The sequence below is a fragment of the Ferrovibrio sp. genome (assembly GCF_965278975.1).
In the GTDB taxonomy this organism is placed as follows: Bacteria; Pseudomonadota; Alphaproteobacteria; order Ferrovibrionales; family Ferrovibrionaceae; genus Ferrovibrio.
Genome location: NZ_OZ257126.1, coordinates 3,277,654 through 3,299,007, shown reverse-complemented (window position 1 = coordinate 3,299,007; position 21,354 = coordinate 3,277,654). Strand labels below are relative to the sequence as shown.

Genomic DNA, 21,354 nt, shown 5'->3' with positions numbered 1-21,354 from the left:
ATTACTCCGCCGCTTCCGAACGCGCCGGATCATAGGCGAGGTTCGGCGCCAGCCAGCGTTCCATCACATCCAGCGGCATCTGCTTGCGGTTGGCGTAATCCGCCACCTGATCGCGCTGGATGCGGCCGACGCCGAAATAGCGCGCGTCGGGATGGCTGAAATACCAGCCGCTCACTGCCGCCGAAGGCCACATGGCGAAACTCTCGGTCAGCGTGATGCCGGCCTTCGCCGTGGCATCGAGCAGCTTGAACAGCGTCGCCTTCTCGGTATGGTCCGGGCAGGCCGGATAGCCCGGCGCCGGACGGATACCGCGATAGCCCTCGGCAATCAGTTCGTCGTTGCTCAGGGCTTCCGCCGACGCATAGCCCCAGAACTCCTTGCGCACGCGCTCATGCAGGCGCTCGGCGAAGGCTTCCGCCAGGCGGTCGGCCAGGGCCTGGGCCATGATGCCGGAATAATCATCCTGCTTGGCGGTGAATTCGCGCTTGATCCACTCATCCAGGCCGATACCAGCCGTGCAGGCGAAAGCGCCGACATAATCGGCGGTGCCGGCAGGGGCGACATAATCGGCGAGGCAGAAATTCGCCCGGTCACCATCGCGCTTCATCTGCTGGCGCAGCATATGCAGCCGTGCCACCTCGGCCTTGCGGCCATCATCGGCGAACAGGCTGATATCGTCATGGTTGATGCTGTTGGCCGGCCAGAAGCCGATCACGGCGGAGGCCCGGATCGGCTTTTCCTCCACCATGCGCTTGAGCAAAGCCTGGGCATCCTTGAACAGGTTGCTCGCTGCCTCGCCCACCACATTGTCGGTGAGGATGGCGGGATAGCGGCCGCGCAACTCCCAGGAGGAGAAGAACGGCGTCCAGTCGATGCGCTCGACCAGTTCGGCAATCGGATAATCCTCGAACACCTTCAGCCCGAGGAAGCCGGGCTTGGGCGGCTGATAGCCGCTCCAATCCAGCTTCAGGCCATTGGCGCGGGCCTCGGCAATGCTCTGGCGCGGCCCGGCATTGCGCTCGCGCGAATGGATCTCGCGGATATTGGCGTATTCGTTGGCGATCTCGGCATTGTATTGCGGCGCATCGTTCGCCGAGACCAGCTTGCCGGCAACACCGACCGCACGCGACGCATCGGTCACATACACTACCGGGCCGGTATAGTTCGGCGCGATCTTCACCGCCGTATGCACCTTCGACGTGGTGGCGCCGCCGATCATCAGCGGCAGGCGCAGGCCCTCGCGCTGCATCTCGCTGGCGACATAGCACATCTCGTCCAGGCTCGGCGTGATCAGGCCGGACAGGCCGATGATATCGGCGCCCTGCTTCTTGGCTTCATCCAGGATGCGAGCGCAGGGCACCATGACACCTAGGTCGATGACTTCGTAATTATTGCACTGGAGCACGACGCCGACGATGTTCTTGCCGATATCGTGCACATCGCCCTTCACCGTGGCCATCAGCACCTTGCCGTTGGTGCGGGCCGGGCCGGACGACTTCTCTGCTTCGATGAAGGGCAGCAGGTAGGCCACCGCCTTCTTCATCACGCGCGCCGACTTCACCACCTGCGGCAGGAACATCTTGCCGGCGCCGAACAGGTCGCCGACGATATTCATGCCGTCCATCAGCGGACCTTCGATCACTTCGAGCGGCCGGGTGGCGGTGAGGCGTGCCTCTTCCGTATCTTCGTCGATGAAATCGGTGATGCCCTGCACCAGGGCATGAGCCAGGCGCTCGCGCACCGGCTTCTCGCGCCAGGCGAGATCGGCTTCCTGCTTCTTGGCACCACCCTTGTAGCTCTCGGCCACTTCCAGCAGCCGCTCGGTGGCATCCGGGCGGCGGTTGAGGATCACATCCTCGACGCGCTCGCGCAGATCAAGCGGAATGTCTTCATATACCGGCAACTGGCCGGCATTGACGATGCCCATATCCATGCCGGCCTTGATACCGTGATACAGGAACACCGCATGCATGGTTTCGCGCAGGCGCTCGTTGCCACGGAAGGAGAAGCTGACATTCGACACGCCGCCGGAGATATGCACATGCGGCAGGTTGGCGCGCACGCGCTTGGCGCCCTCGAAGAACTCGATGGCGTAGTTGTTATGCTCTTCGATGCCGGTGGCGACGGCGAAAATATTGAGATCGAAGATGATGTCTTCCGCCGCAAAGCCGACCTGCTCGGTCAGCAGCTTGTAGGCACGGGCGCAGATTTCATACTTGCGGTCGGCGGTATCGGCCTGGCCCTGCTCATCGAAAGCCATGACCACGACAGCGGCGCCATAGCGCAGCACCTTGCGCGCCTGGGCGAAGAACTGCGCCTCGCCTTCCTTCAGGCTGATCGAATTCACCACCGCCTTGCCCTGCACGCATTGCAGGCCGGCCTCGATCACATCCCACTTGGATGAGTCGATCATCAGCGGCACACGGCTGATATCCGGCTCGGAGGCGATCAGGTTGAGGTATTTCACCATCGCCGCCTTGGAGTCGAGCATGCCCTCGTCCATGTTGACGTCGATGATCTGGGCGCCGTTTTCCACCTGCTGGCGCGCAATGGCCAAGGCTTCGTCATATTCGCCGGCAAGGATCAGCTTGCGGAACTTGGCCGATCCGGTGACGTTGGTGCGCTCACCAACATTGATGAAGACGGGAAGGCTCATGCTGCGGGCACCGCGAAAGGTTCGAGGCCAGAGAGGCGGAGCTGGCGGGGGATGGCGGGAATTGAGCGGGGCTTGACGCCGCGCACGCTGTCTGCAATGGCACGGATATGGTCCGGCGTGGTGCCGCAGCAGCCACCGACGATATTCACCAGGCCATGCTCGGCCCATTCGCGCAGATGGCCCGCCGTGGTGTGTGGCTCCTCGTCATATTCACCGAACTGGTTCGGCAAGCCGGCATTGGGATAGGCGCTGATTTTCACATCGGCGACGCGCGACAACTCGGCGACATAGGGCCGCATCTGCTCAGCGCCAAAGGCACAGTTCAGGCCGATGGAGAACGGCTTGGCATGGCGCAGGGAATTCCAGAAGGCTTCCGCCGTCTGGCCCGAAAGCGTGCGGCCGGACAAGTCAGTGATGGTGCCGGAGATCATCACCGGCCATTCCTCGCCCAGTTCGTCGAACAATTCGTAGACAGCGAAAACCGCCGCCTTGGCGTTCAGCGTATCGAAAATGGTTTCGATCAGCAGGATATCGGCGCCGCCAACCAGCAGGCCGAGCCCCTGGGCGCGGTAGGCATCGCGCAGTTCATCGAAGGTGATGTTGCGGAAATCCGGCCGGTTGACATCAGGCGACAGCGACGCGGTGCGGTTGGTCGGCCCGATGGCGCCAGCCACGAAACGCGGCCGCGCCGGATCGGCAGCGGTGGCGATATCGGCAGCCTGGCGCGCCAGCTTGGCGCCTTCCACATTGATCTCATCGACAGCGGATTCGAGATGGTAGTCGGCCTGGCTGATCCAGGTGCCGCTGAAAGTGTTGGTTTCGATGATATCGGCGCCGGCATCGAGATATTCGCCATGCACCGCCAGGATCACATCCGGGCGCGTGATGTTGAGCAGATCATGGTTGCCCTTGAGGTCGCTGTTGGCGCCCGAGAAGCGCGTGCCGCGGTAATCCTGCTCCTGCAGCTTGCGCCGTTGCAGCATGGTGCCCATGGCGCCATCCAGCACCAGGATGCGCTCTCCCGCCGAGGCGTACAAAGCCTTGCGCCGCGCCAGCCGCGCCGGCTTGGCTGCCGCCAGAATCTGCTTCGCGTTCTCGATCATGCCGCGCTCCCGGCCTGCTGCACTTCCGCCTGCTGGGGCCGCACGCCAAGGATATGGCAGATGGCGTAGGTCAGGTCGGCGCGGTTCAGCGTGTAGAAATGGAATTCATCCAGGCCGGCAGCCTGCAGCCGGCGGCATTGCTCGGCGGCGATATGCGCCGCCACCATGCGGCGGGTTTCGGGATCATCATCCAGGCCATCGAACATATCAGCCAGCCAGGCCGGCACGGAAGCGCCGCAGGCCGCCGAGAAACGCACCACCTGGCGGAAATTCGTCACCGGCAGGATGCCCGGCACGATCGGCTGCGAAATGCCGGCCGAGCGGGCACGGTCGAGGAAACGCAGGAAGGTTTCGGTATCGAAGAAATACTGCGACACCAGGCGCGTGGCGCCAGCATCCACCTTGCGCTTCAGGTAATCCAGTTCCAGGCGCGGCGCGGTGCCATCGGGATGGCCTTCCGGGTAGCAGCCGGCGCTGATCTCGAAATCCGCCACCTTACGCAGACCGGCCACCAGTTCGGTGGAACTGGCATAGCCCTGGGGATGCGCGGTGAAGCCCTTGGAACCTTCCGGCGGATCGCCGCGCAAGGCGACGATATGCTTGATGCCGGCTTCCCAGTAATGCCGCGCCACTTCATCCACTTCAGCGCGCGAGGCGCCGACGCAGGTGAGATGCGCCGCCGGCTTGAGATTGGTTTCCTGGCGGATGCGCACCACGGTGGCATGGGTGCGTTCGCGGGTGGAGCCGCCGGCGCCATAGGTGACCGAGACGAAGCGCGGATTGAGCGGCGCCAGCCGTGTCACGCTGCGCCACAGGCTTTCTTCCATCTCCGGTGTTTTCGGCGGGAAGAATTCGAACGAGACCTTGAGCGGGCCGGTGCGGCGCGCCGAAGCGGCGATGGGATCGAGCTGGATCATGCGGCGACAATCTTCTTCACGGGTGAAACGCCAGGGGTTGCTGTGGCAGCGGCGCGGCGTTCGGTACGCCAGACATTGACGGTGAGCGGCTGGCCCGGCAGCGCCACCATCTGGCCCGGCTCCAGGCCGGCGGCAGAACACCATTGCCGCACTTCCGCATCGGAAAAGCCGAGGCGGCGATGGGCATGGTCCTTGCGCAGGAATTCCAGGTCATGCGGCGCGAAATCGACCACGATCAGCTGGCCGCCGGGGCGCAGCACGCGGGCCGCTTCGTTGATCGCCTTGGCCGGTTCGTCGGCGTAATGCAGCACCTGATGCACGATGGCGACGTCGAAGCTCTGCGCCGGCAGCGGCAGGTTATACATATCGGCCTGGCGCACCTGGGCATTGCGGATGCCGGCGCGTTCCAGATTGGTGCGCGCCACGGCCAGCATCTCGCGGCTCAGGTCGACACCGATGGCGCGCTCGAAATGCGGCGCCAGCACTTCCAGCAGCCGGCCGGTGCCGGTGCCGATATCCAGCAGGTCGGCGCCCTGGCGCTGGGCGATCAGGCCGGCCACCGCTGCCTCCACCTGCTGCTCATCGACATAGAGCGAGCGGATCTGCGACCAGCGCGGCGCGTTGACGCGGAAATAGGCTTCGGCGGCCTCGGCGCGGGCACGCTTCACGGCTGTAAGCCGCTCGGCATCGCGCGACAGCGTGGCATCGCCCGATGGCAGCAGGGCCGTCACCGCCCGCACCAGCGGCGCGCCGCTGAGGCGCTCGCCCACGCGGTAGAAGGCCCAGGTGCCCTCCGGCACCCGCTCCAGCAGCCCGGCTTCGCAGAGCAGCTTGAGATGGCGGGAAACCCGGGGCTGGCTCTGGCCCAGGATCTGGGTCAGTTCCGTCACCGTCAGTTCCGCCTGGCCGCACAAGGCCAGCAGCCGCAGCCGGGTCGGCTCGGCGGCGGCGCGGAGCGCGGCCATCAGGGTATCGAGGTTCAGGGCGGCTTCAGTTGTCATGGCAAGACATACATAAACATATCTTTATGTTTTTGTATAGAGTTTTCTGCCGAAAGGTGCCTGCCGCCACTAAAATGACACGCCGGGGGGGTTTGGTTATGCTGTTACGATGGATTATAAACGGGCGGTCGACCTCTGAATCGCCCCGAAAGACCTTTCCAGATAGGACTTTAACGACGATGTCGCGCCCGCTTAGCCTGCCCCTGACGCGCTTTTCCGCCGCCCCCTTCCGGCCGCTTGCCGCCGCCCTGCTGCTGCTGGCCGGCCTGGCCTTCGCCGCCCCGCAGGCGAGCCGCGCCGCCGAAGCCGATGCCTTCATCCGCACCGTCGGCACCGAGACCCTGGAAGTGCTGGCCGCCCGCTCCGCCGATACCGCCAAGCGCGAGAGCCTTGTGCGCGACCTGCTGGAAAAGCACCTCGATCTTGAAAGCGTCAGCCGCTTCTGCCTCGGCCGCTATGCCCGCCAGCTTAACGAGCCGCAGGCCAAGGAATATGACGGCCTGTTCATCGACTACATGGTGAAGGTCTATTCCGGCCTGCTGGCGCAATATGACGGCCAGACCCTGAGTGTGCAGGAAGGCGTCAACCGCGACAACGAAGCGGCCCAGATCGTGCTCTCGCAGATCAACCGCAAGAGCGGCCCGCCGATCCGCGTCGAGTGGAAGGTGGTGAACAAGGCCGGCGCGCAGAAGGTCACCGATGTGATCATCGAGGGCGTCAGCATGGCCTTCACCCAGCGCCAGCAGTTTGAATCGGTGCTGCAGAACAATGGCGGCAAGATTGATGCGCTGTTCACCGCCATGCGCCGCCAGATCAGCCGCTAAGCCATCAACAGAAAACGGGCGAGGATGACTGCCACCCTCGCCCACTCAATAAAGCAGATACCCTGCCTCAGCTGGCGGTAGCCGGCTGCGCCGTCAGTTCCAGGGCATAGCCGGCGGAACGGACGGTACGGATCACATCATCCTCGCCCTCGCCATTCAGCGCCTTGCGCAGGCGGCGAATATGCACGTCAACGGTCCGCTGCTCCACATAGATGTCGCGGCCCCAAACCGAATCCAGCAGCTGATCGCGGCTCAGCACGCGGCCGGGATGCTCCAGGAAGAAACGCAGCAGGCGGAACTCGGTCGGGCCGAGATGCACTTCGCGGCCGTTGCGCGTCACCTTGTGGGTGGCGATATCCATCACCAGACCGCCATAGGTCAGCACTTCCTCGGCCAGTGCCGGGCGGATGCGGCGCAGCACCGCGCGGATGCGGGCCAGCAATTCGCTGGGGCTGAACGGCTTGGCGATGTAGTCGTCGGCGCCGGCATCCAGGCCACGCACGCGGTCGGCTTCCTCGCCGCGCGCCGTCAGCATGATGATCGGCACGTTGCGGGCATTGGGATCGCGGCGCAGCTGGCGGCAGACTTCCAGGCCGGACAGCCTGGGCAGCATCCAGTCGAGCAGGATCAGGTCGGGCATATGCTCTGCCACACGCAGCAGCGCCTGCTCGCCATCCACCGCCTCATCGACGATATAGTTCTCTTTTTCGAGGTTGTAGCGCAGCAGCGCCAGCAGCGCCGCCTCATCCTCGATGACCAGAACCCGCGGCTTCACGGCCACGCCCATGTTACTCTCCTGCCTTGTCGACCACGGCGAAACTGGTCTGATCGCCCTTCGGGCGTTCATCCTTCAGCATCTCGCCCTTCACTGAATAATGAATCAGTTCCGCGATGTTGGTGGTGTGATCACCAATGCGCTCGATATTCTTGGCGATGAACAGCAGATGCGTGCAGGCGGTGATCGAGCGCGGGTCTTCCATCATGTAGGTCAGCAGCTCGCGGAACAGGCTGTTGTACATGTCGTCCACTTCCTCGTCGCGCAGCCAGACCGCATCGGCCTTGGCGGCATCATCCGAGATATAAGCGTCGAGCGTGTCCTTGATCATGGCCTGCACCATGGCGGCCATGCGCGGCACCACGCTCACCGGCCGCACCACCGGCGACTGGTTCAGCACCAGGGAACGCTTGGCAACATTCTTGGCATAGTCGCCGATGCGCTCAAGCTCGGAAGAGATGCGCAGCGCCGAAACGATGATGCGCAGATCGATGGCCATCGGCTGGCGCAGGGCTAGCAGGTTGATGGCGAATTCATCGAGCTGGGTACGCAGGGCATCGATCTTGGCATCGCCCTTCACCACATCGGTGGCGAGGTCTGAGTCGCGCTTGGCAACGGCATTGACCGCGGCGGCAAGCTGCGATTCCGCAAGACCGCCCATCTGCACGACGAGCGTGCCGAGCTTCTTCAGGTCCTGATCGTAGGCCTTTACGGTATGGCTGGCATTGGTCATCGGATCCTCTTTTCCTTAAGCTGGCCTCAGCCGAAACGGCCCGTGATATAGCCTTGCGTGCGCTCGTCGCTCGGATTGGTGAAGATGGTCTTGGTATCGCCAGACTCCACCAGGATGCCGAGATGGAAGAAGGCGGTGCGCTGCGAGACGCGCGCCGCCTGCTGCATCGAGTGCGTAACGATGACGATGGTGTAGTTCTCGCGCAGTTCGTCGATCAGTTCCTCGATATGCGCCGTGGCGATCGGATCGAGCGCCGAGCAGGGCTCGTCCATCAAGATCACTTCCGGCGATACCGCCAGGGCGCGGGCGATGCAGAGGCGCTGCTGCTGGCCGCCCGAGAGGCCGGTGCCGGCTTCAGCGAGGCGGTCGCCCACTTCCTTCCACAGGCCGGCGCGCTTCAGGCTCTTCTCGACGATCAGGTCGAGTTCATCCTTGCTCTCGGCCAGACCATGGATGCGCGGGCCGTAGGCGACATTCTCGTAGATCGACTTCGGGAACGGGTTCGGCTTCTGGAACACCATGCCGACGCGGGCGCGCAGTTGCACTACGTCCACCTTGGTGTCGTAGATGTCGAGCGTATCGAGCTTGATGTCGCCTTCGACGCGGCAGCCGCGCACGGTGTCGTTCATGCGGTTCAGCGACCGCAGGAAGGTGGACTTGCCGCAACCCGAGGGACCGATCAGCGCGGTGACGGAATTGGCTTCGATATCGAGATCGATTTCCTTAAGCGCCTGCTTCTCGCCGTAGAAGACGTTGACCTTGCGGGCCGCCATCTTCACATCGTGGGCGTGCTGACCATTCTGCATGGGAGACTTTCCTAGACCTGGGTTTTCGTTACCAGTGGGACTTCTGTTAGCAGTGCCTGTTTACCAGCGGCGCTCGAACCGCTTGCGCAGCAGGATGGCGGCCAAATTCATCAGCAGCAGGAAGACCAGCAGCACGATGATGGCAGCCGAGGTTTTCTCGACGAAGCCGCGTTCAGCACTGTCTGCCCACATGAAGATCTGTACCGGCAGCACGGTCGCGGCATCCACCGGGGTGGTGGGAATATCGACGATGAAGGCGACCATGCCGATCATCAGCAATGGCGCGGTTTCGCCCAGTGCATGTGCCATCGCGATGATCGTGCCGGTGAGGATGCCGGGCATCGCCAGCGGCAGCACATGATGCAGCACCGCCTGCAGCGGCGAGGCACCGAGGCCGAGCGCGGCCTGGCGGATCGAGGGCGGCACGGCGCGCAGCGCCGCACGGGCGGCGATGATGATCACCGGCAGACTCATCAGCGCCAGCACCAGGCCGCCGATCATCGGCGCCGAGCGCGGCATACCGAAGAAGCCGATGAACACCGCAAGGCCGAGCAGGCCGTAGACGATGGAGGGAACGGCGGCGAGGTTGTTGATGTTGACCTCGATGATTTCCGTCCAGCGGTTCTTGGGCGCGAATTCCTCAAGGTAGATCGCGGCCATGATGCCGAGCGGGAAAGCCACGATCAGCGTTACCAGCAGGGTGTAGAAGGACCCCACCACGCCACCCCAGACGCCGACCAGTTCCGGCTCGCGGCTATCGGCGGCGGTGAAGAAGCGCTTGTTGAACTGCAATTCCAGATCGCCCGTGGCCTTCAGCGCGTCGATCCACTTGACCTGCGCGTCCTTGATCTTGCGCTCGCCTTCGGCAGCCTTGGTATCGACCTGGCCCTTCACGAACATGTCGACATCGGAAGCCAGCGGCAGCCACACCTTGCGGGTGGTGCCGATGATGGCGGGATCGGCCACCACCAGGCGGCCAAGCTGCGCTTCGGCGCCGGCGCTGATCATGCCCTGCAACTGGCGGCGCTGGGTACGGCTCTGCGCCTCGGGGAAACGCTTCTGCAGCGAGGCCAGGATCAGGCCGCCGTAATTGCCCTGCATCAGCTTGCGCTGATCGGTCGTGCCGGGCGGTGCGATCTGGTCGGCGGTGAACTCGATCTCAAGCTGCACATGGCCCTGGCGGAAGGCGGTGAAGCCGTTGCTCAGAATGGTGAACAGCAGCACAGCCAACGCCGCGAGCGAGAAGATGATGGCGCCCAGGCCGATCATCTTGAAACGGCGTTCGGCGGCGTAGCGCGCCTTCAGCCGCCGCGTCGCGGCTTCGGTCATGTGCAGACCGGTGCCGGCAGCCTGGCGCATTGCAGCGTTATCCACGGCCATATCAGTCATATTGCTCTCGATATTTCTTGACGATGCGAAGCGCAGCGATGTTGAGCGACAGGGTAACGGCGAACAGCACCAGGCCGAGCGCGAAGGCGGCGAGCGTCTTCGGGCTGTCGAATTCCTGATCACCAACCAGCAGGGCCGCGATATGCACCGTCACGGTGCTGACCGCGGCCAGCGGGTTGGCGGTGATATTGGCGGCAAGGCCGGCAGCCATCACCACGATCATGGTTTCACCCAGCGCGCGGCTGAAGGCCAGGATCACGGAAGCCGCGATGCCCGGCAGAGCCGCCGGCAGGATCACCCGCTTGATGGTTTCCGATTTTGTCGCGCCCAGCCCGTAGGAACCATCGCGCAGGCTCTGCGGCACGGCGTTGATCACGTCGTCCGACAGCGAGGAGACGAACGGGATGATCATGATGCCCATCACCAGGCCGGCGGCGAGCGCCGACTGTGACGCCACCTGCAATCCGATGCTCTCGCCGATACGCTGCACGAAGGGCGCCACGGTAAGCGCGGCGAAGAAGCCGTAGACCACGGTGGGGATACCAGCCAGCACTTCCAGCGCCGGCTTGACCCAGGCGCGCAGACTCTGCGGCGCGTATTCCGCCATGTAGACCGCACTCATCAGGCCGACCGGCACCGCCACCAGCATGGCGATCAAGGCGATCAGCAGCGTGCCGGCAAACAGCGGCACGGCACCGAAGGCGCCCGAGGAACCGACCTGATCGGCGCGGATCGCCATCTGCGGCGACCAGGTGAGGCCGAACAGGAATTCAAAGGCATTGACCTTGGCGAAGAAGCGCGCCGCCTCAAACACCAGCGACAGCACGATGCCGACCGTGGTGAACACCGCCAGCGTGGACGCGGCGATCAGCAGCCAGTTGGCAACGCGCTCGACCTGGTTGCGGGCGCGGAAGTCAGCCGAGATATGGCGCAGGCCGATGATCATGCCGCCGATCAGCAGGCAGAGGCTGAGCACCCAGAGCGCGGCATCACCGGTCTGGCGCAGGCTGATGTAATGCTCGGCGATCGGGCGCAGCACCGGATCGGCGCTGTCCATCGGCACCAGGCCGTAGGCGATGTTGCGCACATTCGACATGGTGAGCGAGAGCTGGTCGGCACGCTGGCTGGCCAGTTCGGTCGGCAGCGCGCTCTGCACCAGCATGCGCACCACGGCATCTTCGGCGGCGATCCAGCTGAGGAAAAGCAGGGCGGCGGGCAGACCGCACCAGACGACCACATGCCAGCCATAGAAAGTCGGCAGGCTGTGCAGGTTGCTACCGCGGCCGCCTGCGCTGGCAAGCGCGCGGCGCCGGCCCAGCATGTAGCCGACAATCGTCAGCACCAGCAGGACCGCGAACAACAATGATATCGACATAGGCCCCCCAGCGGCGCCGGCAAACGGGAAACACGTTACTCGATAAAGGCCGGCGGCCGGTTGCCCGGCCGCCGGTAATGCGGCATTACATCGCCAGGTTGGTCAGACCCAGAACCTGCGAACGGACGCTGTCGATCTCGGCCTTCGGCATGGCGACGAGGCCCTTCTTCTCCAGGTAGCCGTTGGCGGCCATGGCGCGGTCGCTGACATACTCGGCCAGGAATTCCTTCATGCCCGGCACAACGCCGACATGGGCCTTCTTGACGTAGACGAACAGCGGGCGCGACACCGGATACTTGCCCGACGAGATGGTCTCGAATTCGGCTTCGACGCCATCAACCGCCACGTCCTGCAGCTTGTCGGCATTTTCCTCAAGGAAGGAATAGCCGAACACGCCCATCAGGCCGGTGGCGCCGGAGGCCAGGCGCTGAACGATCAGGTTGTCGTTCTCGCCGGCTTCGATGAAGGCACCGTCTTCACGGATCTTGGCGCAGGCAGTGGCCTTGGCCTTGGCGTCCGCGATGGCGTTCACTTCCGGGAACTTCTTGCAGCCGACATCCATCACCAGTTCGACGAAGCTGTCGCGGGTGCCCGAGGTCGGGGGCGGACCCATCACTTCGATCTTCCAATCCGGCAGGCTGGCGTTGATCTGCTTCCAGGTCTTGTACGGGTTGGCGACCAGCTGGCCGTTCACCGGCACCTGGGCGGCGAGCGCCAGCCAGATTTCTTCACGCTTCAGGTTGACCTTGGTGCCGCCCTTCTTCATGGCGACCGCAATGCCGTCGAAGCCGACCTTCATCTCGACGATGTCCTTGACGCCGTTGGTGGCGCACTGCTCGAACTCCGCCTTGGTCATGCGGCGCGAGGCATTGGTCATGTCCGGGTGCTGGGTGCCGACGCCGGCGCAGAACAGCTTCATGCCGCCGCCAGTGCCGGTGCTTTCCACGATCGGCGCCTTGAAGCCGCCGGACTGCGAGAAGCGTTCAGCCACGGTGGTGGTGAACGGATAGACGGTCGACGAACCGACAACGCGGATCTGGTCGCGGGCGGCCTGGGCCGAAGCCTGGCCAGCGACGCCGAGCGCAGCCACGGAAGCGATGGTCGCCAGGAGGAGAGTCTGCTTGATCACGATGGAACCTCTCAGATGTTCATGCGCGATGCCGGGCACCGCGCGTCCTTGCCAGCGTGCCGGGCCGGATTGCCCACTTGGCTGACGGCGCGGACCCTAGCGACGGGCAGTGACATAGATGTGACTCTATTGTTTCAGGCGTATGACAATCGCCGACGGCTTATTCAAAGGGATAGAAATATTTATCGAACAATAGGCAAACGTATGGCGAATATGGAGCCTTTTCCCACCTCTGAATCAATGACAAGCCTGCCACGATGGCGGCTGATGATGTGCTTCACGATGGCCAGCCCGAGGCCGGTGCCGCCGAGTTCCCGGCTGCGTGCCGAGTCGACCCGGTAGAATCGTTCCGTGAGGCGCGGCAAATGCTGTTTCGGGATGCCATCGCCTTCATCCGTCACCGCCACTTCCAGCCCCAGTTCATCATGGCGGCGCAGGCCGACGGTGACGGTGCTGCCCGGCCGGCCATACTTCACCGCGTTGTCGATCAGGTTCTGGAACACCTGGGCCAGTTCATCGCGCGCACCCAGCGCTGCCGGCGCGGCATCGTCGAGTTCCAGCTTGATGGTGATGTCCTTGGCTTCCGCCTGCGGTGCCAGGCCCTCGGCAAGGTCGCGCAGCAGCGGCTGCAATGCCACTGCATCGCGCGGCCGGTCATGCTCGCGCATCTCGATCTGCGACAGCGACAGCAGGTCGTTGATCAGCCGCGCCATGCGTGCCGCCTGGTCGCGCATGATGCCGAGGAAGCGCAGCCGCGCCGGTTCGTCATCGCGCGCCGGCCCCAGCAGCGTTTCGATGAAGCCGACCAGGCTGGCCAGCGGCGTGCGCAATTCATGGCTGGCATTGGCGACGAAATCGGCGCGCATGCGTTCGGCCTTCTGCAATGCCGTGATGTCATGCAGCGCCAGCACGGCGGCCATTTCCGGCCGTGCCCCTTCCTGGCCCGAGGGCAAGGCGGCAACGCGCAGCGAAAAGCTCTTGCCCTCCGCCGTGGGCAGCGAGAAATCCGCCGCCACCAAGGCCGACTGCCCGGCCAGCACGCCGTCGGCGGCATCCAGCACGGAAGGGTGGCGCAAGGCCAGCGACAGATCCTGGCCGACGATCTCGTTGCCGAACAGCGTGCGCGCCGCATGGTTGGCACGGATCACGCGGCGGCCGGGATCCAGCACAAGCAGCGGATCAGGCAGCGCGTTGAGGATCGCATCGGCGGTGGTGGACTGCACCGCCACCTGGCCCTTCTCGCTCACCAGATGCCGGCGCAGGCGTTCCACGGTGGCATCCAGTTCGCCCAGCATGGTCCAAGCGTCCCAGCTCGATGGCGTGCGCGGCTCATCGCCCAGGATGCCCTCGGCGCGATCCAGCGCGCGGCGCACGGTGCGCGAATGCCACCAGGAGAAAATCATGTAGAGCAGCAGGGCCGGCAGGCCGATCAGCACCGCTTCGCGCGCAGTGAGCGCGTGGCGCATCACCGCCACCGCCAGCACCACCAGCAGCGGCAGGCCGAGCAAGGCCGAGAGCCCGAGCCAGCGGGTGACCGGCAGGCGATTACTGGCGCCGCCGTCGCTCATGCGGGCCGCCAGGCAAGCAGGGCCTGCACCAGACCGCGCAGCACCTTGATCAGTGCGGCGGCTCGGGCGGGATCGTAAGGGTTGGGCCGCGCCTCATCCATGTAGCTGATCTCGGCCAGTTCCAGTTGCAGCGCGTGCAGGCCGCTTTGCGGCTGGCCGAAATGCCGCGTGATGAAACCGCCCTTGAAGCGGCCGTTATGCACATGGCTGAAACCGGCATCGGCCTGCAATGCCGTATAGGCGGCCTGCGCCAGATCGGGCGCGCAACTGCGGCCCTCATTGGTGCCAAGATTGAGATCCGGCAACCGGCCCTCGAAGAAACGCGGCACCAGGCTGGGGATGCTGTGGGCATCCAGCAGCAATGCATAGCCATGGCGCGCCTTGATCGCCGCCAGTTCGGCTGTCAGGCGGTCGTGATAAGGCTGCCAGTAAAGCCGGCGCCGCTCCGCCATTTCGGCAGCACCAACCACGCTGCCATCGCTGTAGATGGCCTCGTTGCCGAACGTGCGGCTGGGGCAGAGTTCGGTATTGTCGGCGCCGGGATAGAGCGGCTTGCCCTCGGGATCGCGGTTGAGATCGACCACATAGCGCGACTGCGTCGCCGCCATCAGGCCGGCACCCAGGGCGGGCGCGAAATCATATAGCTTCTCGACATGCCAGTCGGTATCGGGCAGCGCCAGCGCCGCCGGGGTCAGCCGCGCGCGCAGGGCAGCGGGCAGGCCGGTGCCGCAATGAGGCACGTTGATCAGCAGCGGCGTGCTGCCGGGCGTGAAGGTATAGAGCGGTGCAATCTCGGGCATGGCGAGTCGGGTTCCCCAAAGCTCTTTCCTAACAAAGCGCCATGACAGCGCCAAGGCCAACACATAAATCCGGGGTAAAGTTATAACCGATTGATAAACCTATAAAATGTCAATAAACGGGGTTTTTATCGCAAAGTTACCTGCCTATTGTTCGCACCGTTTCCGTCGCAACGCATTTGGAACGGTCGCTTATGGATCTCTCGCTTTTCGGCATCTCGCTCTCAGGCCCCGAGCTTGGTGCCTTCTTCGAAGTCATTATGATCAACATTGTGCTGTCGGGCGACAATGCCATTGTCATCGCCCTGGCGGTCAGCGGCCTGCCGGAAGCACAGCGCAACAAGGGTATTTTCTGGGGCATCATCGGCGCCACCGTGCTGCGCCTGATGTTCACGGCGGTAGCGGTACAACTCATGGCCATCATCGGCCTGATCCTGATCGGCGGCCTGGCGCTGTTCTGGGTCGCCTGGAAGATGGGCGTCGAACTGCGCGAGAAGGATGAGGAGGAAGACGATCCCCTGCATCCGCACCACGACGAAAAGACCATGCGCCAGGCAATCATGCAGATTGTGATTGCCGATGTGTCGATGTCGCTGGACAACGTGCTGGCAGTGGCCGGCGCGGCACGCCAGCATCCCTATATCCTCACCTTCGGCCTGATCCTCTCGATCGCGCTTACCGCCATCGCCTCGAACCTGATCGCCCGCCTGCTCGACCGCTACCGCTTCCTTGGCTATATCGGCGTCGCCATCATCTGCTATGTGGCCTTCGAGATGGTATGGGATGGCGGCATCCAGGTGCTGGCCGCCACCCATCTGGACGAGACCCTGCATATCGCCCTGCCCTCAAGCCACTAGGGACGGGGCCACCAGACGCAGCAACCGCGACGCCCGGGCCTGCCCGGCCCGGTTCCAGGAACACCCGGCACAGTCCGAATCCCCAGCCCCAGTCTCTGGGGCTGGGGCTTTTTTGTGCATTGCAGCAGTTTTCCCCGGTGGTCTGCGCCCGCCATCGCCGGGAAATATTGTTTATAGGGACTTAATTATATATACCCGCTTTATCTTGATTTAAGGGCAAAGCACATCATGGAATTCACACTTTTCGGCATGCATGTCGGGCCGTCGGAAATCTCGGCCTTCCTGCAGGTGATCCTGATCGACGTGATTCTGTCGGGCGACAACGCCATCGTCATCGGCATGGCCGTGGCCGGCCTGCCGCAGGCACAGCGCGGCAAGATCATCCTCTACGGCATCCTCGCCGCCACCGTGCTGCGCATCATGTTCGCCGCCGTAGCGGTGCAGCTACTCACCGTGATCGGCCTGATGCTGGCCGGCGGCCTGCTGCTCGCCTGGGTGAGCTGGAAGATGTGGCGCGAATTGCGCCTGCATGCCAAAGGCGCGGAAAGCGAACTCGAAGGGGCCGGGGCCAAGCCGGCGCCGAAAACCCGGCGCGAGGCGATCATGCAGATCGTCATGGCCGACGTGTCGATGTCGCTGGACAACGTGCTGGCAGTGGCCGGCGCGGCGCGCGAGCATCCCTACATCCTCGGCTTCGGCCTGGTGCTCTCCATCGCCCTGATGGCGATGGCCTCCAAGCTGATCGCCCGCCTGCTCGACCGCTACCACTGGATTGCCTATATCGGCCTGCTGATCATCGTCTATGTGGCGCTGCGCATGATCTACGATGGCGGCCTCCAGATCTATGACGCCGTCGGGACGATAAAGAGCTGACGCGGACTTGGCTGGACTATCGCCCCGTCGGCGCTATAACCGGTGGGGCGAGCCCCCTACTCCTGGTACCGCGGTGACAGCATGAGCAAAGTACGATCAGGCCTTAGCCGCCGCCAGGCGGTGGCGGCCCTTGGTCTTGGCGGCATCGCCGTCAGCCTGTTGCCGCGCGACGCCGAGGCGGCAGCGGAAGATGCCCGCCGCCTGCTCGGCAGCCTGATCAAGAGCCAGCCGAAGCCCGGCAAGGTTTCGATCAAAACCAACGACATCGCCGAGAACGGCAACACCGTGCCGGTAACGGTGAGCGTCGACAGCCCGATGTCGGCAGCCGACCATGTGCGCGCCATCCATGTCATCTCGGATGGCAATCCGGCGCCGGGCGTCGCCAGCTTTCACCTCACGCCGGCTTCCGGCAAAGCCGAGGTCTATTTCCGCATGCGCATGGCGCAGTCGCAGAACCTGATCGCGGTGGCGGAACTGAGCGATGGCTCGGCCTGGATCGTGTCGCGCGAAGTGCGCGTCACCATCGGCGGCTGCGTCGGTTAGGGGAAGCGATCATGTCCACTGATGTAAAGCCCCGCGTCCGCGTGCCGCAAACGGCCAGGAAAGACGAAGTGGTGGAGATCAAGACGCTGCTGACCCATGCGATGGAATCCGGCCAGCGCCGCGATGCCAGCGGCCAGCTGGTGCCCCGCAAGATCATCAACAGCTTCGTCTGTCGCTATAACGGCAGGACCGTGTTCGAAGCCAAGTTCGAACCTGCGATTGCCGCCAATCCGGCGCTGAATTTCTTCGTCAGATGCACTGAATCCGGCAAGCTGGATTTCGCCTGGACCGACGACGATGGCAGCCTCTACACCACCACCCAGGCAATCACCGTTACCTGAAGCCTAGCTGCGCGAGGAAGCCGCGGCGTTATTGGCGTTGCGCACTGCCTGCCGGGTGCGATAGCGCTCGACCGCACTGGCCACTTCCTGCGCCAATGCGCCAGCCTGCTTATCGGGATTGAAGAAGGCCAGCACTGCATCGGCCAGGGTCTTCAGCAGTTCAAGCTGCTTGCCGCCCTCGGGCTGGCTCGAGACCACGCCCTGGATCGAGGCAATCTGCCGTGCCGTGCTGAGCAGCGGGTCGCACAGCTTGGCGACGTGGGCGAGTTCGGTATCCAGCACGCGGCGGCCAATATCCTGCGCCGACTCGATCAGGTCTCCAAGCAGCGCGCGGACGCCATCATCCACCTTGCCCTGGCGATAGGCCGGCACCACCTGCTGCGCCACGAAGGCGATGCGGAAGGCCGATTGCCGCAGGCGCAGGGTCTGCACCTCGGCCTGCGCCGCGGCGAAAGCCTGCTGCGCCGCCACGGCATCAATCTCTTCGCCCAGCAGCTTGGCGCGCAGCGGATTGGGCACGGTGATCAGCGGAATGATGCTGCTGCCGCGATCCACGGCCTTGCGCCGGTCCGGTCCGATATAGTCGGCGGTGACCACGAAGGGCTTGCGCGCATTGGCGATCACCTCGATGCGGTCGATCAGCGTGCGGGTATTGAGCGGCTTCACCAGCACATCATCGGCACCGGAATCCGCGATGCGGCGCACCAGCGCCTGCTCCGCTTCCCAGGTGGTGAAGATCACCGGCAGGAAGGGATTGTTGCCGACCTGGCTGTGGCGCATCGCCCGGATCGTGCCGCAGGCATCGCCGCCCGGCAGCGTCACATCCATCAGGATGATATCCGGCCGCGCCACGGCGAGCAGATCGGCGAAGCCGTTCAGGGAATCGAATTCACGCTGCTGCGTGAAGCCGGCGCCAATAAGCGCCTGCTTGTACAAATGCCGCATGCCTGTATTGGCGTCGCCATACAGGATGCGGACCTCCTTGCGGTACTCCGGGTTCATGGGCTGGAGTCTAGCGTTCTCGATGCAGTGCAACAAGTAACCGGCGCGTGCGTTTGTGTCGCACAGCCTGTCATGCGTGTGTCCACATCCCGTCATGCGTATGTCATGCGCGCGGCTTTGCCCGACTGGTTGGCAATGCGTTGGCGGGATCCTCCGGCCAGGGATGTTTCGGGTATTGGCCGCGCATTTCCGCTCGCACCGCTTTGTAACTCGACTGCCAGAAACCAGCGAGATCGCTTGTCACTTGCAACGGCCGCCGCGCCGGCGACAACAGATGCAGCAGCAGTTTCATTCGGCCGCCGGCAATACTCGGCGTGTTGCGTTCGCCAAACATTTCCTGCAGCCGCACCGCCAGCACCGGCGTGTCGCCATCGCTGTAATTGATCGGCAGATTATTGCCGGTCGGCACCCGCCAATGGGTTGGTGCTTCTGCATCCAGCAGACGCGACTGCCTGAAATCGAGCAGCCCCTTCAGGATTGTATGCAAATCCAATCCCTGTAGCTGCGTCAGTTTGGTGAAACCATCGAGATGCGGCCCGAGCCAATCAGCCAACGTTGCTGACAGGCCGGCATCGCTAACATCGGGCCAATCGGCAGCTTCGGGCAGCAGGCGGCGCAGCAGCAGCACGCGCGCCTGCCATTGCCGCAGGCCCTCGCTCCAGGGCAGCACGCCCAGGCCCGCCTTGGCGATGCCTTGCAGCAAGGCGGCGCGCACCGCTTCTGCATCTGGCTTGTCCAGCGCACGCTCCTTCAGCACCAGCGCGCCCAGGCGGCGCTGGCGCACGGCGATCACAGCTTGCGCGCGGTCATCCCAGGCCACGCTTTCCCTGGTCTCGATGGCATCGCCAAGTTCGGCCTCGATATCCGCCTCGCGCACCGGCGCGGCCAGAAACACGCGCGCATCGGCCTGGGCGCCATCCAGTTCGGCAATCGCCAGCAAAGGCTCGCGGCAGAGCGGGTCGAGTTCATCGAGTTTCGCGCCGCGCCCGCCGCTCATCACATAGGAGCCCGACTGGTTGCGCTGCTTCGCCACGCGGTCGGGATAGGCCAAGGCCGCCAGCAGGCCGGCAGCCTCGGCATCGGCACTCTGCACTTTCGGCAGTTTCAGCCGCCGCCGCCAATCATCGGCAAGCTGCTTCACCTGACGCAAGGCGCCCTGCTCGACGCGCAAGCCATGCGGCGCGGCGCGGCGTTCCAGGCCCAGCACCATCTCGACGCGCCAGCGCAGATCGGCATCGCGCGGACCGGCACGCTCGGCACGCGCGATATCGCGCTCCGAAAGCAGAGCCGCCAGCGCACAGGCCTCATTGCCAAGACCCTTGGCCTGGCCCCGGATCACCATATGCGCCAGGCGCGGATGCAGCGGCAGTTCCGCCATGGCCCGGCCATGCGGCGTGATCGCATCATCCTGATCCAATGCGCCCAGATCGTGCAGCAGGCGGCGTGCCTGGGTGAGCGTCGCCGGCGGCGGCGGATCGAGCCAGGGCAAGGCAGCCGCATCACGCGCGCCCCAGGCGGCGAGATCGAGCGCCAGTGGCGCCAGATCGGCAACGGCGATTTCCGGCGCGGTGAATTTCGCCAGACCGCCATGGGCGCCTTCCGCCCACAGACGATAGCAGACACCCGGCGCGACACGGCCGGCGCGGCCCTGGCGCTGTTCGGCGGAAGCCTGGCTGACCCGCACGGTTTCCAGTCCGCTCATGCCGCTGCGGGGCGAAAAGCGCGGCTGGCGCATGAAGCCGCCATCCACCACCACGCGCACGCCCTCGATGGTGAGGCTGCTTTCGGCAATGGACGTGGCAAGCACGACCTTGCGGTGACCCGTTGCGCTGGGCTGGATCGCCGCATCCTGCTGGGCGCTGCCGAGATCGCCATAAAGCGGCATCACGCTGGTGCCTGCGGGCAAGCCTTTCTCTTCCAGATTGCTTTGCACGCGGCGTATTTCAGCGACGCCGGGCAGGAAGACCAGCAGATCGCCCGGCTCATCATGCAGTGCCTCGCGCACACAATCGGCCACCGCCTGATCCAGCCGTGCCATCGGCGCCATCGGCCGCCAGCGCGTCTCGACCGGAAAGCTGCGGCCTTCGCCGCTGATCACCGGCGCCGCCGCATCGCCGTGGCCCAGCAGCCGCGCGAACGGTGCGGCATCCAGCGTCGCCGACATCGCCACCAGTTTCAGATCGGGCCGCAACGCCGCGCGGGCCTCCAGGCAGAGCGCCAATGCCAGATCGGTTTCCAGGCCGCGCTCATGCACCTCGTCGAACAGCACGGCAACGATGCCGCCCAGTTCCGGATCCTGTTGCAGACGGCGCAGGAAGACGCCATCCGTGTGGACCTCGATGCGGGTTTTCGGCCCCACCTGGGAATCCAGGCGCACGCGGTAGCCGACGGTTTCGCCCACCTTCTCGCCGAGCAGGCTGGCCATGCGCCGCGCCGCCATGCGCGCCGCCAGTCGGCGCGGTTCCAGAATGATGATCTTGCCCTGCCCTGCCCAGGGCTGATCGAGCAGGGTCAGCGGTAACAGGGTAGTCTTGCCCGAGCCCGGCGGGGCCTGCACCACCAGGCTGTCGCCTGCCGCAAGGGCAGCCTGAACCTGCGGCACAATCGCCTGGATCGGCAGCGCATGGGAGAGTTGCAATTTTAGCAAGGCTCGGCTCGCGGCTCT

Annotated in this window: 19 protein-coding genes; 5 read left to right on the top strand and 14 right to left on the bottom strand. The window is 64.4% G+C overall.

All coding sequences use genetic code 11. The features are described 5' to 3' along the window. Position 1 precedes the first annotated feature (1 nt). From metH to ACQY7X_RS15635, 4 genes are read right to left on the bottom strand one after another with little or no spacing between them, the layout of a single operon-like run. On the bottom strand, positions 2-2,656 hold the full coding sequence (metH, locus tag ACQY7X_RS15650) for a methionine synthase (protein ID WP_428246347.1): 2,655 nt from the start codon (positions 2,654-2,656) through the stop codon (positions 2-4). Further along, a complete protein-coding gene (locus ACQY7X_RS15645; RefSeq protein ID WP_428246346.1) occupies positions 2,653-3,759 on the bottom strand; it encodes a homocysteine S-methyltransferase family protein in 1,107 nt (368 codons plus the stop codon). The genes metH and ACQY7X_RS15645 overlap by 4 nt, the downstream gene beginning before the upstream one ends. Next, complete coding sequence (gene metF / locus ACQY7X_RS15640; protein ID WP_428246345.1) at positions 3,756-4,676, bottom strand: methylenetetrahydrofolate reductase [NAD(P)H]; 921 nt, start codon at positions 4,674-4,676, stop codon at positions 3,756-3,758. The genes ACQY7X_RS15645 and metF overlap by 4 nt, the downstream gene beginning before the upstream one ends. Then, positions 4,673-5,677: an ArsR/SmtB family transcription factor gene (locus tag ACQY7X_RS15635; protein ID WP_428246344.1), complete on the bottom strand. Its 1,005-nt coding sequence runs from the start codon at positions 5,675-5,677 to the stop codon at positions 4,673-4,675. Before ACQY7X_RS15635 ends, metF begins: the two co-directional genes overlap by 4 nt. 179 nt (positions 5,678-5,856) lie before the next feature. Between ACQY7X_RS15635 and ACQY7X_RS15630 the strand changes: the two genes are divergently transcribed. Continuing rightward, positions 5,857-6,501 (top strand): MlaC/ttg2D family ABC transporter substrate-binding protein, encoded by a 645-nt coding sequence (locus tag ACQY7X_RS15630; RefSeq protein ID WP_428246343.1) that lies wholly within the window; start codon positions 5,857-5,859, stop codon positions 6,499-6,501. A 67-nt stretch (positions 6,502-6,568) separates the two neighbouring features. Here ACQY7X_RS15630 and phoB read toward each other — a convergent pair whose 3' ends face one another. From phoB to hutG, 8 genes are all read right to left on the bottom strand, one after another. Further along, a complete protein-coding gene (gene phoB / locus ACQY7X_RS15625) occupies positions 6,569-7,288 on the bottom strand; it encodes a phosphate regulon transcriptional regulator PhoB (protein WP_428246342.1) in 720 nt (239 codons plus the stop codon). Position 7,289: 1 nt separating this feature from the next. Then, positions 7,290-8,009, bottom strand: a complete 720-nt coding sequence (gene phoU, locus ACQY7X_RS15620) for a phosphate signaling complex protein PhoU (protein WP_428246341.1) — start codon at positions 8,007-8,009, stop codon at positions 7,290-7,292. A 26-nt stretch (positions 8,010-8,035) separates the two neighbouring features. Continuing rightward, complete coding sequence (gene pstB, locus ACQY7X_RS15615) at positions 8,036-8,815, bottom strand: phosphate ABC transporter ATP-binding protein PstB (protein ID WP_428246340.1); 780 nt, start codon at positions 8,813-8,815, stop codon at positions 8,036-8,038. Between the two features lie 60 nt (positions 8,816-8,875). After that, the gene (gene pstA / locus ACQY7X_RS15610) at positions 8,876-10,204 is read right to left on the bottom strand and encodes a phosphate ABC transporter permease PstA (RefSeq protein WP_428246339.1); all 1,329 of its coding nucleotides are present in this window, start codon (positions 10,202-10,204) and stop codon (positions 8,876-8,878) included. Further along, positions 10,197-11,579: a phosphate ABC transporter permease subunit PstC gene (pstC, locus tag ACQY7X_RS15605; RefSeq protein ID WP_428246338.1), complete on the bottom strand. Its 1,383-nt coding sequence runs from the start codon at positions 11,577-11,579 to the stop codon at positions 10,197-10,199. Before pstC ends, pstA begins: the two co-directional genes overlap by 8 nt. An 85-nt stretch (positions 11,580-11,664) precedes the next feature. Then, positions 11,665-12,708, bottom strand: coding sequence for a PstS family phosphate ABC transporter substrate-binding protein (locus ACQY7X_RS15600; RefSeq protein WP_428246337.1), 1,044 nt, complete (start codon positions 12,706-12,708; stop codon positions 11,665-11,667). Between the two features lie 182 nt (positions 12,709-12,890). Beyond that, entirely contained in the window at positions 12,891-14,276 is a 1,386-nt protein-coding gene (locus tag ACQY7X_RS15595; protein ID WP_428246336.1) for an ATP-binding protein, read from the bottom strand. Continuing rightward, on the bottom strand, positions 14,273-15,076 hold the full coding sequence (hutG, locus tag ACQY7X_RS15590; protein WP_428246335.1) for an N-formylglutamate deformylase: 804 nt from the start codon (positions 15,074-15,076) through the stop codon (positions 14,273-14,275). The genes ACQY7X_RS15595 and hutG overlap by 4 nt, the downstream gene beginning before the upstream one ends. A gap of 191 nt (positions 15,077-15,267) precedes the next feature. Here hutG and ACQY7X_RS15585 point away from each other — a divergent pair, with 191 nt between their 5' ends. The 4 genes from ACQY7X_RS15585 to soxZ all read left to right on the top strand — a co-directional run bounded on the left by ACQY7X_RS15585 (position 15,268) and on the right by soxZ (position 17,687). Beyond that, entirely contained in the window at positions 15,268-15,930 is a 663-nt protein-coding gene (locus ACQY7X_RS15585; protein ID WP_428246334.1) for a TerC family protein, read from the top strand. Between the two features lie 228 nt (positions 15,931-16,158). Further along, complete coding sequence (locus tag ACQY7X_RS15580; RefSeq protein WP_428246333.1) at positions 16,159-16,803, top strand: TerC family protein; 645 nt, start codon at positions 16,159-16,161, stop codon at positions 16,801-16,803. 81 nt (positions 16,804-16,884) lie between these two features. Then, a complete protein-coding gene (locus ACQY7X_RS15575) occupies positions 16,885-17,346 on the top strand; it encodes a thiosulfate oxidation carrier protein SoxY (protein ID WP_428246332.1) in 462 nt (153 codons plus the stop codon). 11 nt (positions 17,347-17,357) lie between these two features. Beyond that, positions 17,358-17,687 (top strand): thiosulfate oxidation carrier complex protein SoxZ, encoded by a 330-nt coding sequence (gene soxZ, locus ACQY7X_RS15570; protein WP_428246331.1) that lies wholly within the window; start codon positions 17,358-17,360, stop codon positions 17,685-17,687. A gap of 3 nt (positions 17,688-17,690) precedes the next feature. Here the strand turns inward: soxZ and ACQY7X_RS15565 are convergent, their stop codons facing one another. Both ACQY7X_RS15565 and hrpB read right to left on the bottom strand, forming a co-directional pair. Continuing rightward, positions 17,691-18,689, bottom strand: a complete 999-nt coding sequence (locus ACQY7X_RS15565; protein WP_428246330.1) for a response regulator transcription factor — start codon at positions 18,687-18,689, stop codon at positions 17,691-17,693. A gap of 103 nt (positions 18,690-18,792) precedes the next feature. After that, positions 18,793-21,327 carry an ATP-dependent helicase HrpB gene (gene hrpB, locus ACQY7X_RS15560; RefSeq protein WP_428246329.1) on the bottom strand — a complete coding sequence of 845 codons (2,535 nt, stop codon included), beginning with the start codon at positions 21,325-21,327 and terminating at the stop codon, positions 18,793-18,795. Between the last annotated feature and the right edge of the window lie 27 nt (positions 21,328-21,354).